Raw genomic sequence first — 14,584 nt, forward strand, 5'->3', positions numbered from 1 at the left:
GTACCTTTCTCGGGCGCACCAGCGGGTTAACGGGAAACCATACACCAATAACGCGAAAGTGACATTTGTTATTTCGCGGGAGTACTCACAGGCTCTTCAGCCACGCCTCGAAGCCGGCCGTGAATTCTTCCGAGAACGGAAGGTCGGCGACGTAGTCGGCGCCCGTCGACTGCTGGGTGCCGATGTCCTTGAGGACATGGTTGGTGTGCGTCATCCGCAGCTTGGTGAGCCGGGTGTGCACGAGAGCGTCGTCGAGCGCATCGACATCCTCGATGCGGATCTGGATGTCCTTCGTCGACGCGCTCGACAGCACCGGCAGGTCGCCGTCGATCTGGGCGGCGAGCATCCGCGGGTCGAGTGCGTCTTCCTCGGCGAGAGCTTTGGCGTTCGCGGGTACGAGACCGGCGTTGCGGAGCGGCTCGGGCAGGTTGTCGCTGAGAGTGCCGTCCGCGCGCAGTGATTCGACGGCTCCGGTCAGCGCGAGCCGCAGTTCGTCGGCGATCTGTACAGGCAGTTTCTGGGCGATGACCACAGCATCGAGTTGGGCGTCGATCTGGGCGGTCAGCAGATCGAGGAGGCGCACCGCGAGGGGCTCGAGCAGGCCGATACCCCTGATCCGGGGATTGTCCTGCGCGAGCGACAGGGCGATGAGCGCACCTTCGCTGTGCCCGACGACGTAGAGACGGTCGGCGTCGACACCGCGCTGACTGCCGAGGAAGTCGAGTGCCGCGGAGGCCGCGTCGATGAACGTGGAGAATCCCAGATCGGCGACGTCTTCGACGTCGTAGGGTCCGAGCCCTGTCACACCGCTGCCGAGCTTGTCGTATCGCAGACTCGCGAAGCCGCGCTTTTCGAGGACGTCGGCAAGGTGGCGCAACGTACCGATCGAGCCGGGCAGCAGGGCGCTGTCACCGTTGCGGTCGGTGGGTCCGCTGCCCGCGAGCAGCAGCACGCCGGGCACCGCACCCCTGATCGACACGGGTACCCGCACGCTGCCGTGCAGGGTCACGTCGCCGCTTGAAAAGGTGATCTCGGTGTCCGACATACACCGTGTCTATCAGAAGCGGGTCGAACCGCACGTACTCAGGAGTCCCCGAACCCGCACGTCCGACGTGTGCATCGGACAGCACGGCAGGATCTGGGACGCTCCGGAGGAGCGCGGGGCGGGGTTCCTCGTGTCGCAGGTGCCGAAACCGCCGTACGGTCGTACCTTTGATGGGGTGACGTCCCCCACACAGCGCCCGTCCACCCTCGGAGAGCTCCGCGCCTCCGGCCACGTGCATCGTCCCGTCAAGGACGAGATCCGGCAGAACCTCGTCGCTGCCCTGCGCGACGGTGTCGACCCCTGGCCCGGCATCGTCGGTTTCGACGAGACCGTCGTTCCGCAACTCGAGCGGGCATTGCTCGCCGGCCACGATGTGGTGCTGCTCGGAGAACGCGGCCAGGGCAAGACACGCCTGCTGCGCACACTCTCCCTGCTTCTCGACGAGTGGACGCCCGTGATCGCGGGATCCGAACTCGGCGAGCACCCCTACGAACCCATCACACCTGCGTCGATTCGCCGCGCGGCCGAACTCGGCGACGATCTGCCGGTGGCGTGGCGCCACCGCAGCGAGCGCTACGCCGAGAAACTGGCGACTCCCGACACGTCGGTCGCCGACCTCGTCGGGGACGTGGACCCCGTGAAGGTCGCGGAGGGACGCAGCCTCGGCGATCCCGAGACCATCCACTTCGGGCTGGTCCCTCGAGCCCACCGAGGCATCGTCGCGATCAACGAGCTTCCCGATCTCGCCGAGCGCATCCAGGTGTCGTTGCTCAACGTCATGGAGGAACGCGACATCCAGGTTCGCGGCTACACCCTGAGGCTCCCGCTCGATGTACTTCTCGTTGCGAGTGCGAACCCCGAGGACTACACCAACCGTGGGCGCATCATCACCCCGCTCAAGGACCGGTTCGGCGCGGAGATCCGCACCCATTACCCGACGGAACTCGACGACGAGGTCGCGGTGATCGAGCAGGAAGCCGACCTGCAGGCCCGGGTGCCCGATTTCCTCGTCGAGATTCTCGCTCGCTTCACCCGGTTGCTGCGGGAGTCGACGTCCGTCGACCAACGTTCCGGTGTCTCCGCGCGGTTCGCCGTTGCGGGTGCCGAGACCGTCGCAGCGGCCGCCGTGCACCGAGGTGCGGTGCTGGGGGAGGACGACCCCGTGGCGCGTCCGATCGACCTCGGCACCGTCGTCGAGGTGCTGCGCGGGAAGGTCGAGTTCGAGTCGGGAGAAGAAGGGCGGGAGTTCGAGGTCCTCGACCATCTGCTTCGCCGCGCCACAGCAGAGACCGCGCGCACGCGACTGGCCGGGATCGATCTCGCACCTCTCGTCGCCGCCGTCGAGCAGGGCGAGCCGGTGATCACCGGTGAACGGGTGACCGCGAAGGCGCTGCTCGATGCGCTGCCCGAACTGCCGGTCCTCGACACGGTCGCCGAGCGCCTCGGTGCGTCCGACAGCGGAACCCGCGCCGCGGCAGTGGAACTCGCGCTGGAGGGGCTCTATCTGGCACGGCGCATCGCCAAGGACGCCGGCCCGCGTGGCGCAGCGGTGTACTCCTGATGGACCGTTCCGCGCGTTACGGCCCGTATCACGGGGGCGACCCACTCGCACCTCCCGTGGATCTGCGCGACGCGCTCGCGACCATCGGCGACGACGTCCTGGCCGGGTCGTCGCCGCAACGAGCGCTGCGCGAACTGCTGCGTCGTGGCAGCGACGGCATGCGCGGGCTGGACGAACTCGCGGCAGAGGCCAATCGGCGCAGGAAGGAACTTCTCGACCGCACCAATCTCGACGGCACGCTGAGGCAGGTGCGCGAACTGCTCGACAAGGCGGTGCTCGAGGAACGCAAGGAACTCGCGCGGGCCCTCGACGACGACGCGCGGTTCGCCGAGATGCGCATGGAAGAACTCCCGGCATCGCCGGCGCAGGCCGTCCAGGAACTCGCCGATTACGACTGGCGGAGCGAGCAGGCACGGGAGAACTACGAGAAGATCCGCGATCTGCTCGGGCGGGAAATGCTCGACCAGCGGTTCGCCGGCATGAAGCAGGCACTCGAAGGCGCCACGGAAGAAGACCGGCAGCGCATCTCAGAGATGCTCGAAGATCTCAACGACCTGCTCGACAAGCACGCCCGAGGGGAGGACACCCCCGAGGATTTCGAACAGTTCATGGCCGAGCACGGAGAGTTCTTCCCCGACGACCCGCAGGACGTCGAAGAGTTGCTCGACTCACTGGCGCAACGCGCGGCGGCGGCGCAGCGACTGCGCAACTCGCTCACTCCGGAACAACGCGAAGAACTCGACGCGCTCGCGCAGCAGGCGTTCGGTTCACCCGCCCTGACCGACCAACTCGATCGGCTCGACGGGCATCTGCGCGCCGCGCGTCCGGGTGAGGACTGGAACGGGTCCGCCCGCGCCCGGGGCGACGAACCCATGGGACTGGGCGACGCCACCTCCGCGCTCCAGGAGGTCGCGGAACTGGATCAGCTGGCCGAGCAGTTGTCGCAGCAGTACGCGGGGGCGTCGCTCGACGACATCGATCTCGACGAACTCGAACGGCATCTCGGCCCGCAGGCTGTCGCCGACGCCCACACGCTCGCCGCGCTGGAGAAGGAACTCCAGCGACAGGGATTCTTCGATCGTGGAGCGGACGGACAATGGCGGCTCTCGCCCAAGGCGATGCGTCAGCTCGGGCAGACAGCGCTGCGGGACGTGATGGACCGGATCTCCTCCCGCACCGGGCAACGCGAATCGCGGCGGGCCGGTGCGATGGGTGAGCCCACCGGTGCGACGAAGGCGTGGGAGTTCGGCGACACCGAGCCGTGGGATGTCGTGCGCACCCTCACCAACGCGACTCTCCGCAGTCCTGGCGTGCCGGTCCGGATGTCGGTGAGCGACGTCGAGGTGGTCGACACCGAGCAGCGGGCGCAGGCCGTGGTCGCGTTGCTCGTCGACACGTCCTTCTCGATGGTCATGGACGGCCGCTGGGTACCGATGAAGCGCACCGCGCTCGCACTGAATCATCTCGTGTCGACGCGCTTCCGGGGCGACGCTCTGCAACTGATCGCATTCGGCCGGCACGCGCGGGTGGTCACGGCCCCGGAGCTGGCAGGCCTCGACGGCGTGTACGAGCAGGGCACCAACCTGCACCACGCGTTCATGCTCGCCGGCCGCCATCTGCGTCGTCATCCGAACGCACAACCCGTCGTCCTGGTGGTGACCGACGGCGAGCCCACCGCTCACCTCGAACCCGAAGGGTATGCGGCGTTCGACTATCCGCCGAGTGCGCGCACGCTCGGCCTGACGGTGCGCGAACTCGATCACCTCGCCAAGATCGGTGCCCAGGTGACGATCTTCCGGCTCGGTGACGATCCGGGACTCGCCCGGATCGTCGACCGCATGGCACGCCGGGTGGGTGGGAGGGTCGTCGCACCCGACCTCGACGGTCTCGGTGCCGCGGTCGTCGGCGACTACGTGCGGATGCGCCGCCGCTGACGGGCTCGGCGAGTCAGGTGCGCAGCGCCCGCCACGTCGAGGTGGCCGCGGCGGACAGCAGTACGGCGGTCACCCAGAACACCGACGCGACTCCCGCAACTCCGGCGACTCCTCCCGCCGCGACGGGGATCAGCACCTGGCCGAGGCGATTTCCGGTGAGGCGGACCGCCAGCGCCGACGCCCGGTCGGACGGGGCCACCAGTTCGACGACCCACGTCATCGTCAGCGGCTGCCCGACACCCCAGAACGCGCCGCACACGGCGAGCAGCGCTGCGATGAGCCAGGGATTCGGCAGGAACGGGATGAGCGCGACCGGCACGATGGTGCCGGCGGTAGCGGAGATGAGCAGGCGGCGCCTGCCGACGTGCCGCAGCGCCCACGGCAGCAGTGCGCGGGACAGGATCGAGGTGAGCGTCCTCGCCGTCAGCAGCGCCGATACGAGGAGCACACCGAACCCGAACTGCTCTCCCAGCAGGGGGAGGTACACCACGACGAGGTCGACGGACGCCAGCACGATCAGGCTCGACAGCATCGCCGGTTTCATGCCCCGGGTGGCCAGCATCGATCGCACCGATTGGGGCGCCCCGTCGTCGGCGGTGCGTCCCGAACCGGGCGGCTCCCGAAGTCCCAGCACGAACGGCAATGCGACCGCCGAGATCACCGTCATCGCGAGCAGCGCGCCCGTGGTCTCGACGTTGCCGTCGTCCGCGCTGTGGTTGGCGGCGATGATCCCGGCTATGGGTACGCCCACGGCCTGACCGACCGACACTCCGAGTGTGATGCCGGCAAATCCTCGGTCCAGGCGGTCGGGCGGCGAGAGGATCGAGACGAATGCCTGACCGGACACCGTGACCAGCAGTTGCCCCAGACCGAGCACGACGTTGCCGGCGGCGAGGACCACCAGACCCGAACTCGCCGCGATGAGCCCCACACCGAGCGTGGACACCACGACGCCGCTGCGCAGGATCATCGCGGCGTGACCGCGATCCACGGATCGGCCCATCCGGACTGCCGCGACCAGCGGCACGATCGCGTACAGGGCGGTGACGAGGCCGATGGTCGCGGCGTCGCCTCCGAGCGCGAGGATTCGATAGGAGACCAGCACGCGCACGGACTGGAACGCGGCGTGCAGCAGGGCTGTGGCGGTGCACAGGTACAGCAACCAGTGCCGCGGCACACCGGTCTGCGGTGCGGGGAACGACGCGTCGCCGCCGGACGGGGTGGTCAGTGCGGCTCACCCGCCGTGACGATCCGCTCGCCGAGCGGTTGCTGCAGCGGAACCTCGAGTGTTCCGGTCACCGCGATCATGATGCACATTTTGTCCTGCGCCTCGGGCAGCGTGCCCCCGAGCACCGTGACACCCACGGCGTCGGCGGTCTCGGTGACGACGGCGTCGACGCCGAAGCATTCCGGCGTTCCCGTCTCGAAGTGCAGCGCAATCCGGTTGTCGCCGGCTCGCGACCACCCCTGGATCTCGATGGGATGTGCGTCGACGAGGTCGGTCCGCGCACCGAATTCCGTTGCTCCTTGCGGCGCAGGCGTTTCCGGAAGTGGGTCGATGTCATGGCTGTTCGAGCCGCATGCGGCGGCGAGAACGCTGCAAACGAGCAGGACGATCAGGCGCATGCGGTCACCTTAGGCCCGCACCCGGCACGAGAGGTTCGGCGGCTCTCACGTCAGCAGGGTGGCGATGATGCCGATGGCGGGGATCGAGGCGAGGGTGGTGACGAGGGCGGAGTCCCGCGAGAGAACCATGCCGCGTCCGTACGCACTCGCGTAGACGAAGACGTTCTGGGCGGTAGGCAGGGCAGCAACGACGACGACGGCGAACAACGCGTGCCCGTCGAGGCCGAGCAGGTATCGGCCCATCGCGTAGGCGAGAAGTGGTTGCACGACGATTTTCAGCACCGAGGCCAGGGCGACGTCCCGCCGGGGGCTCGTGCCTTTCTCGAGCACTCGCACGCCCTGTAGCGACAGCCCGAACGCGAGCAGCGCCCCGGGCACGGAGGCTCCGCCGAGCAGGTGAAACGGTTGGAGGATCGCCGGGGGTACCGTCCATCCGCTTACCGCGACCGCGAGCCCGGCGGCGCCCGCGAGCACGATCGGGTTCTTGAACGGTGCCGTGAGGGTGTCGAGCCGGGATGCGCCCGCGCGCATGGTCGACAGGTCGAGCATCGTCAGGGCGATAGGGGAAAGCACCACGATCTGGAACAGCAGGAGCGGCGCGACGAACGAGGCGTCGCCGAGAACGAACACCGCGATCGGGATTCCGAGGTTCGCGGAATTGACGTACCCGGCAGACAGTGCGCCGATGGTCAGTTCGGGAACGGAACGTTTCAGCCACAACGCTGCTATGACGAAATATGCGATCGCGACGGCGAATGCGGTGGCGGCGGCGACATAGAGGTTCGGCGAGAATATGACCGCGAGATCGGAGGTGGCGAGCGCGTCGAACAGCAGTGCCGGTGTGGCGACGAAGAACACCAGACGGCTGAGCACGGTTTGTGCCTCGCTGCCGAGAGTCCCGCGGCGTCCCAGCACGAATCCGATCGCGATGATCACGAAGATGACGGTGAACCCCGCGACCACGCCCGACACCGAATTCACCCACTCGTACGAAGCTCCACCGGGCCGTTTCACGCCCGGCGAAAAAGGTTACCACCGGTAACGGATTGGCCTCGGACCCGTGCGGAAACGGCAAGGGAACCCGGAGAATCGTTCACGCTTCGCCGCCGGCGGCGGGTGCGATCCCGCCGCCGGCGGGGCGTCCCCGACAGCCTGTCCCGAAGGACAGCAGGCGGGGTGAATGCCCCCGTGATCACGCGGGAGGGCTCGGTGGTCGGTGGGGACTTGTGAGCCGTCACGCTGTGCAGGGGCATTCCGCCGAAACGAATTCCCTGTCCTCCCCGGCAGTGCAATTCGTTTCAGCGAACAAAAACCTATCCGGAAATCGGAATGAATGCCAACCGAAAGTGCCCAATTTTGGGGTTTTTGGCAGCGCGTTGACCAGCCGGCGATGATTATGCCCAGTTTGCCCGATTTTGCGCCGGGCGGAAATGGCCGACGCGCAGAGGGGCACAGACGGCTGCCGCCCCTTCCGCGGATGCGGAAGGGGCGGCAGCCTTCGATCTTCGGCGCTGGGCCTACTTGCTGCTGATGTAGGGCAGGAGAGCCATCTCGCGCGCGTTCTTCACCGCGATGGCGACCTGACGCTGCTGCTGCGGGGTCAGCCCGGTGACGCGACGGCTGCGGATCTTGCCACGGTCGGAGATGAACGTGCGGAGCAGGTTCACATCCTTGTAGTCGACGTAATCGATCTTTGCCGCGAAGAGGGGATTCTTCTTGGGCTTGCGTCCCTCTACGGCACGCGACTTCTTGGACGGTCCTCGCTTGACTGCCATATCTCGCTCCTCACCAGCTCGACTTTGTGGACGCCGGATATTTCCCCGCGGTGGGCGACTTCACGTACACCCTCGTGAGAGCCCGAACTTCCGCAGTGGCCGCGCGGGCGGCCGTCCGCAGCGTCTCGATTGAGCAATCTTACCGGACGGCCGGCACAGCTCGGACCGCAGGACGACCGAGGCGGTACGGCACGCCCTCAGTCAATTCTCAGCGGGTCGGGCCACACTGAGAACCATGCGCATCTTGGTGGTCGACGACGACCGGGCAGTGCGGGAATCGCTGCGCCGCTCCCTCAGCTTCAACGGATACACCGTCGACCTCGCGTCCGACGGGCAGGAAGCCCTCGAGCACGTCGTGGCGTCCAGGCCCGACGCCATGGTGCTCGACGTCATGATGCCCCGCGTCGACGGCCTGGAGGTCTGCCGTCGTCTGCGCAGTACCGGCGACGACCTGCCGATCCTCGTGCTGACCGCCCGTGACTCGGTATCCGAACGTGTCGCCGGTCTCGACGCCGGAGCTGACGACTACCTTCCCAAACCGTTCGCACTCGAGGAACTGCTGGCACGTCTGCGGGCACTGCTGCGCCGCGCCACCCCGGACCCCGATGCGTCGGCGGAGGAGACGCTCAGGTTCGAGGACCTCACTCTCAACCCGGCCACGCGGGAAGTCACCCGGGGTGACCGCCGGATCAGTCTGACTCGCACGGAGTTCGCACTCATGGAAATGCTGATGGCGAACCCGCGGCGAGTGCTGTCCCGCAGCCGGATTCTCGAGGAAGTGTGGGGATACGACTTCCCCACCTCGGGAAACGCCCTCGAGGTGTACGTCGGGTACCTCCGGCGCAAGACCGAGGCCGGGGGTGAGTCCCGCCTCATCCACACCGTGCGCGGCGTGGGGTACGTGCTGCGCGAGACGGCACCGTGAGCTCGAAGATGCGGCCGCCCATGCTGCTGACGCGGTCGGTTCCACTGCGCACCCGAGTCACCCTGCTCGCGGCCGGTGCCGTCGCCCTCGCCGTGGCGGTCACCTCGATCGCCGCGTATGCCGTCGTGGCCCGCGCGCTGTACTCCGACGTCGATCAGCAACTTCGTGCCCGCGCGGAGGCGCTGGTCGAGTCCAGCACGCTCATCACCTACGACCCCCGATACATCGGTGGCGCCCAGCTCTACAGCTCCGACATCAGCGTCGCCCTGATCTACAGCGACCTCAGCCGGTACGTGCCGCCCGGGTCGTCGGTTCCCATCGGTGAGCCGGAGGTGGCCGTCGCGGAGGGTGAGCGCGCTTCGTCGCTGCGGACGATCGACCAGCAACGCGTGCTCGCCCAGCGCATGCCCGACGGAAGCACGATCGTCATCGCACAGCGATTACGGCCGACCGTGGAAGTGCTCAACCGGATGGCGAGCGTGCTGTTCGTCGTCGGCGGGTGCGGGGTCGTACTGGCCGCGGCGGTGGGGGCAACCGTCGGGCGGACGGGACTGAGACCTGTCGCGCGGCTGACTGCCGCCGCCGAGCGGGTCGCCCGCACCGACGACCTGCGACCGATCCGGGTGAGCGGCCACGACGAGCTGGCCAGACTCACCGAGAGTTTCAACATGATGCTGCGCGCCCTCGCCGAGTCGCGAGAACGGCAGAGCAGGCTCGTCGCGGACGCCGGCCACGAACTCAAAACCCCGCTGACCTCGTTGCGGACCAACATGGAACTGCTCATCGCGGCCAGCAGACCCGGCGCGCCCAGCCTGCCCGCCGAGGACATGGCCGAGCTCCGGGAAGATGTCGTCGGACAGATCGAAGAACTCTCCACGCTGGTCGGCGACCTGGTGGACCTTGCGCGCGAGGACGCGCCCGAGGCGGTGTTCGAGGCCGTCGACATCGCGGAAGTCGTCGACCGCAGTCTCGAGCGGGCACGACGACGGCGGACCGACGTCGTCTTCACCGCGACCACCGAGCCCTGGTACGTCTTCAGCGATCACGCGGCGCTCACCCGAGCAATGGTCAACGTCCTCGACAACGCTGCGAAATGGAGTCCTGCGGGAGCAGAGGTCTTCGTACGGATGCGGCAGATCGGTCCCGGCCTGATGGAAATCACGGTCGACGACGCGGGCCCGGGCATCCCCGAGGAGGAACGCGAACTCGTATTCGAGCGGTTCTACCGCGCTACCAGCGCCCGGTCGATGCCGGGCTCAGGACTGGGCCTGGCCATCGTCCGGCAGATCGTCATGAAACACGGTGGCACGATCGCCGTCGATCGATCCGAGCGCGGCGGCGCACTCATCCGCATCGTGCTCCCGGGGACCCCTGACCTCGGCGACGACACCGTCGCGGACCGCACGTAGCGGACCAGGTGGACACATCGGACCGACAGGATTCTCGGGGGCGAATCTTAAGCCGATTCTCAGACGCGCGGTCCATTCTTGAGTGGCGGACGACGAGGTGCCATCGCGCCTCGTGCGACCGGACGCTCTTCCTCGTGCTGGATATCGGACGAAGGCGATGACATGAACGATGACCCGACCCGCGGTGCAGGCTCGCCGCAACCCCACCCCTACGGGCAGTCGCAAGCCCATCCCTACGGGCAAGGGCAGCCGACCGGCCCGTACGGACCGACGCAGCCGGTGGGCGGCCCCGGCCAGATTCCGGGACCTTACGGTCCAGGCGAGCCGGCCGGAGGTTACCCGCAGGGTACGGCCCCGCAGCAGACCCGGACTCCCGGGCGTATGCCCGGACGGTCGGCATTGGCGGTCGGCGCGATCGCGCTCGCCCTGGTCAGCGGGGGTATCGGTGGGGCAGTCGGTGCGTGGTCGGTCAAGGATTCCGGTGGAAATGCCCCGGTGGTGAATTCTCTGGATGCCCCCGTGAACGACAACGCGCCCGTGGCGCAGGCGCCCGAAGGAAGCGTCCAGGCGGTCGCACAGAAAGTGGTGCCGAGCGTTGTGCGCATCGAGGTGCTCGGCCGCACCGGCAGTGGGGAAGGTTCGGGCGTCGTTCTGTCGTCGGACGGGCTGATCCTCACCAACAACCACGTGGTCGAGGGCGCGGGGAGCGGGGCGCAGTTGAAGGTGTACTTCTCCGACGGCACCTCGACTCCTGCGAGCATCGAAGGGACGGATGCCGTCTCCGATATCGCCGTGATCCGTGCCGAGGGACGCAAGGACCTCACCCCAATCGAGCTCGGCAATTCCGACAACATCCAGGTAGGGCAGGAAGTCGTCGCGGTCGGGTCACCGCTCGGCCTGGAGAGCACGGTGACCTCCGGCATCGTCTCTGCGCTCCAGCGCCCGGTGTCGACCAGTGGTCAGACCGGGAATCAGAGTTCGGTGATCGACGCGATCCAGACCGATGCCGCGATCAACCCCGGGAACTCGGGCGGTGCGCTCGTCGACATGGACGGGCGACTCGTCGGGATCAACACCGCGATCGCCACGGCCGGGTCCCAATCGGGATCGATCGGCCTGGGATTTGCGATTCCCGTCAACCAGGCCCGGCGCATCGCCGACGAGCTGATCGATACGGGGAAGGCTCAGCACGCCGTCATCGGCGTCCAGGTGCCGTCGCAGAACAACGAGGACGGCGCTCGTGTCGCCGAGGTCGTGGCGGGTGGTCCCGCCGACCGTGCGGGAATTCCCAGCGGCGCACTCATCGTCAAGGTCGACGATCGGGTCATCACCGACGGTGACGCCCTGATCGCGGCGATCCGTTCGCGCGCACCCGGCGAAACGGTGAAGATCACCTATCAGGATGCGAACGGAAACCAGAAGACCGTCGACGTCGAAACGACGTCGGGGTAGAGCGGCGAGGAGCCGAAAATGGACATAGCTCACAATTCCGCTCATCCGGCGCGTCTACAGCAGCCGCGAACTACCGTGGACGTCATGGAAATGGAAGACCTGAGAATCGGCCGCGCGCTGGTCGTCATCGTCGACGACCGGGTCTCCCACGGGGACAGCCCCGACGCGGCCGGTCCGCTCGTCACGGAGTTACTGGTGGAAGCCGGGTATGCCGTGGACGGGGTGGTCTCGGTCTCGGCCGACGAGGTGGAGATCCGCAACGCACTCAACACCGCGGTTATCGGCGGGGTCGACCTCGTCATCTCGGTCGGTGGAACCGGTGTCATGCCGCGAGACGTGACGCCCGATGCAACGGCGGACGTTCTCGATCACGAGATCCGCGGCATCACGGAGGCGCTGCGTGCCTCAGGTCTCGCCTCCGGCAATGTGGAAGCCGGTCTGTCGCGCGGACTGGTGGGCGTGTCCGGGTCGACGCTCGTCGCCAATCTGGCGTCGTCGCGCGCCGCGATCCGCGACGGCATGGCGACATTGCTGCCGCTGGCAGCCCATGTGATCCAGGAATTCTCGCGAGTGGAGGAGTAGGACAATTTCCGACGACGAGTCGAGCGGAACTTCCGCCGACAACGCGGCCGAACAGCCCGCGTCACCGTCCCCGAGCCGCGCCCGGATCGACCGGGCGCGGCTTGCGCGCATCTTCGGTGACGTGCTTCCCGAGACCACCCGGGACGAACGGGACTCGGGGGGTGAAGGCAGGGGGGATTCCGACGAATGGCTGCGTCGGCAAGTGCCCCCACACCACGGAGGAGTGTGATCTACAACACTTTGGTGAGCCTTACCTACGCCTGAGACAAAGCCGTTATCGGCCGTAAGGAAACGTTCTCGAAACATTCCGTTCAGTCCGCGGCCAGCTTCGCGAGGACGAGGATCATGTGCCCGCGGACACAATCTCGGAAGGTTTCTTCGCCCTCCGGGTGGGGAATGCCCTCTGTCACCTGGACAAACGCCCAGACGTCGCGATTCGGACCTTGTGCGGCGGTGGGTGACATGTCGCATCCGGGCCGTGTGGTCTCCGATACAGCCGGACCCGTCACGCGACGAACGCACATCGTCGGCCGCACTTCGTCCGTAACTTTCTAGCCGTTGCCCCGGCAAAGGTCACGGTCTAATCTCCCTCTCAGGTTCGATCAGATCGCGGAGAGGTCTCACACATCGGCTCCTCGATCTCGAATCGGTAACGCAATACCGTGTGGACGATCGATTCAACGAGCACACCGGCCGGCGCTCCGGCGGTGTGCTCGCTGTTGAAGAACGCCTTCGCGGGCGACGAGGGCGACCAGCAGTGCCGGACGCGGGTGCGCCACCCGGCACGCAGAGAACGGATGAGGCATTCATGAAGATTCAGACGCGACGCGGTTTCAGAGCCGCCCGCAACGCCACGGTGGCGGCGGCCGCCGTGGCCGGTCTGGTTCTCGGATCGACCGGCGCCGCGAGCGCAGAGGTCAACGATCAGAACCGGATCGTCTCCGACGGTAACGAAGTGATCGTCACGCAGGAGGACACCTTCATCCAGGGTGTTCCCCCCATCGGCGGCAGCCCCCTGAGCCGTGAGTGGTTCCACAACGGCCGTGGCCTCGCCAACATCGTCGGCCCCGACGCCGCGGACTTCGAGGGCACGACCTTCCAGTTCGGCTACCAGGTCGCATGGTCGGCATCGGTTGACGGTGCGATCGGCTTCAACTGGGCGAGTCCTGACCCGACTCTTACGGCGAAGTCTACTGAAACCACCAAGGTCGAGCCGGTCTACGAGGTCGATGGCGAAGGCGCCGCGAAGCTCGATGCGGATGGCAAGCCGATTCAAGCTACGGATTCGGAGGGCAACAAGCTCTTCAAGGAGACCGTCACCGACACCGATACCATGACCGCCAAGATGGGCGGCATTCTCCCTCAGCTGTCGGCCGGCGTCGAATTGTCGCAGGCGCCCGGAATCGCAGAAGTTGTGGTTGCCGAAGGCGAGTTCGACGGCGACTTCAAGGAAGTTCAGATCGCCAACGTCCACGGTGCGGCCACCGGCGTCATCGGCCAGGTTTCGGTTCGCCCCTTCGTACGCGCCATCACTTCCAACGGCGACAACGTCACGACCTACGGCCAGGTCTGGACCCTCTGAGTCCTGCACTGCCCATCCCACCAGTAGTACACACCACCAAAAACGGAGTAATCATGGGAATCAAGTCGCGTGGCTTCAAGGCCGCCCGTAACGCCACTGTGGCCGGTGCCGCCGTTCTCGGTCTGGTCCTCGGTGCCTCGGGTGCCGCTTCGGCCGAGGTCAACGATCAGAACCGCATCGTCTCCGACGGCCTCGAGGTCGTGGTGACGCAGGAAGACACCTCCATCCAGGGCGTTCCGGCCCTCGGTGGCAGCCCGTTCAACCGCGAGTTCTTCCACAACGGCCGCGGCACCGCCAACATCCTCGGTGAGGGTGCAGCCGACGCGGAGGGCACCACCTTCCAGTTCGGTTACCAGTTCGCATGGGCCGGCAGCATCGACGGCGCCATCGGCGTCACCTACTCCACCCCCGGCCTCGAGGTCGAACTCCCCGATGCGTCCGCTACGGTCACCGACATCCTCCCGCAGGCATACGCCGAGCTCGAGCTGACCCCGGCTCCGGGCATCGAGGAGCTCGTCGTCGCCGAGGGCGAGTTCGACGGTGACTTCAAGTCCGTTCAGTTCGCCAACGTCCACGGCACCGCCTCCGGCGTCCTCGGCGCTGTCCAGGTGCGTCCGTTCGTCCGCGCGATCACCGCAAACGGCGACAACGTCACCACCTACGGTGAGGTCTGGACCGTCTAAGTAGACGTCC

14 protein-coding genes and 1 pseudogene are annotated in these 14,584 nt (G+C 67.1%); 9 read left to right on the forward strand and 6 right to left on the reverse strand.

The genetic code is table 11. The features are described 5' to 3' along the window. Positions 1-85: 85 nt before the first annotated feature. Complete coding sequence (locus tag RDCOP1_RS08520) at positions 86-1,045, reverse strand: alpha/beta hydrolase (protein WP_072699712.1); 960 nt, start codon at positions 1,043-1,045, stop codon at positions 86-88. A gap of 175 nt (positions 1,046-1,220) precedes the next feature. Here RDCOP1_RS08520 and RDCOP1_RS08525 point away from each other — a divergent pair, with 175 nt between their 5' ends. Beyond that, on the forward strand, positions 1,221-2,606 hold the full coding sequence (locus RDCOP1_RS08525; protein WP_072699752.1) for an ATP-binding protein: 1,386 nt from the start codon (positions 1,221-1,223) through the stop codon (positions 2,604-2,606). Continuing rightward, on the forward strand, positions 2,606-4,540 hold the full coding sequence (locus RDCOP1_RS08530; protein ID WP_072699713.1) for a vWA domain-containing protein: 1,935 nt from the start codon (positions 2,606-2,608) through the stop codon (positions 4,538-4,540). Before RDCOP1_RS08525 ends, RDCOP1_RS08530 begins: the two co-directional genes overlap by 1 nt. A 13-nt stretch (positions 4,541-4,553) precedes the next feature. Here RDCOP1_RS08530 and RDCOP1_RS08535 read toward each other — a convergent pair whose 3' ends face one another. The 5 genes and pseudogenes from RDCOP1_RS08535 to RDCOP1_RS21165 all read right to left on the reverse strand — a co-directional run. Beyond that, positions 4,554-5,717 (reverse strand): MFS transporter, encoded by a 1,164-nt coding sequence (locus RDCOP1_RS08535; RefSeq protein WP_072699714.1) that lies wholly within the window; start codon positions 5,715-5,717, stop codon positions 4,554-4,556. Positions 5,718-5,764: 47 nt separating this feature from the next. Then, on the reverse strand, positions 5,765-6,166 hold the full coding sequence (locus tag RDCOP1_RS08540; RefSeq protein ID WP_072699715.1) for a large secreted protein: 402 nt from the start codon (positions 6,164-6,166) through the stop codon (positions 5,765-5,767). A 45-nt stretch (positions 6,167-6,211) separates the two neighbouring features. After that, positions 6,212-7,138: an AEC family transporter gene (locus tag RDCOP1_RS08545; protein ID WP_072699753.1), complete on the reverse strand. Its 927-nt coding sequence runs from the start codon at positions 7,136-7,138 to the stop codon at positions 6,212-6,214. 545 nt (positions 7,139-7,683) lie between these two features. Further along, a complete protein-coding gene (gene rpsR, locus RDCOP1_RS08550) occupies positions 7,684-7,941 on the reverse strand; it encodes a 30S ribosomal protein S18 (RefSeq protein WP_072699716.1) in 258 nt (85 codons plus the stop codon). Beyond that, a pseudogene (locus tag RDCOP1_RS21165) lies at positions 7,899-8,087 on the reverse strand (hypothetical protein); the annotation flags it as partial. The gene rpsR and the pseudogene RDCOP1_RS21165, both read right to left, overlap by 43 nt. 89 nt (positions 8,088-8,176) lie before the next feature. On the opposite strand from RDCOP1_RS21165, the gene RDCOP1_RS08560 reads away from it, so the two are divergent. From RDCOP1_RS08560 to RDCOP1_RS08590, 7 genes are all read left to right on the forward strand, one after another. Beyond that, the gene (locus RDCOP1_RS08560) at positions 8,177-8,866 is read left to right on the forward strand and encodes a response regulator transcription factor (protein WP_072699717.1); all 690 of its coding nucleotides are present in this window, start codon (positions 8,177-8,179) and stop codon (positions 8,864-8,866) included. An 8-nt stretch (positions 8,867-8,874) separates the two neighbouring features. Next, on the forward strand, positions 8,875-10,275 hold the full coding sequence (locus RDCOP1_RS08565) for a HAMP domain-containing sensor histidine kinase (protein ID WP_084722514.1): 1,401 nt from the start codon (positions 8,875-8,877) through the stop codon (positions 10,273-10,275). Between the two features lie 162 nt (positions 10,276-10,437). Then, complete coding sequence (locus RDCOP1_RS08570) at positions 10,438-11,727, forward strand: trypsin-like peptidase domain-containing protein (RefSeq protein ID WP_072699719.1); 1,290 nt, start codon at positions 10,438-10,440, stop codon at positions 11,725-11,727. 84 nt (positions 11,728-11,811) lie between these two features. Next, positions 11,812-12,309 carry a MogA/MoaB family molybdenum cofactor biosynthesis protein gene (locus tag RDCOP1_RS08575; protein WP_174555789.1) on the forward strand — a complete coding sequence of 166 codons (498 nt, stop codon included), beginning with the start codon at positions 11,812-11,814 and terminating at the stop codon, positions 12,307-12,309. Between the two features lie 4 nt (positions 12,310-12,313). Further along, positions 12,314-12,538: a hypothetical protein gene (locus tag RDCOP1_RS21740; RefSeq protein ID WP_255311415.1), complete on the forward strand. Its 225-nt coding sequence runs from the start codon at positions 12,314-12,316 to the stop codon at positions 12,536-12,538. A 579-nt stretch (positions 12,539-13,117) separates the two neighbouring features. Further along, positions 13,118-13,891: an MspA family porin gene (locus RDCOP1_RS08585; RefSeq protein WP_072699754.1), complete on the forward strand. Its 774-nt coding sequence runs from the start codon at positions 13,118-13,120 to the stop codon at positions 13,889-13,891. Between the two features lie 53 nt (positions 13,892-13,944). Continuing rightward, complete coding sequence (locus tag RDCOP1_RS08590; RefSeq protein ID WP_072699722.1) at positions 13,945-14,574, forward strand: MspA family porin; 630 nt, start codon at positions 13,945-13,947, stop codon at positions 14,572-14,574. Positions 14,575-14,584 lie beyond the last annotated feature (10 nt).

The sequence above is a fragment of the Rhodococcus coprophilus NBRC 100603 genome, assembly GCF_001895045.1.
GTDB lineage: Bacteria > Actinomycetota > Actinomycetes > Mycobacteriales > Mycobacteriaceae > Rhodococcus > Rhodococcus coprophilus.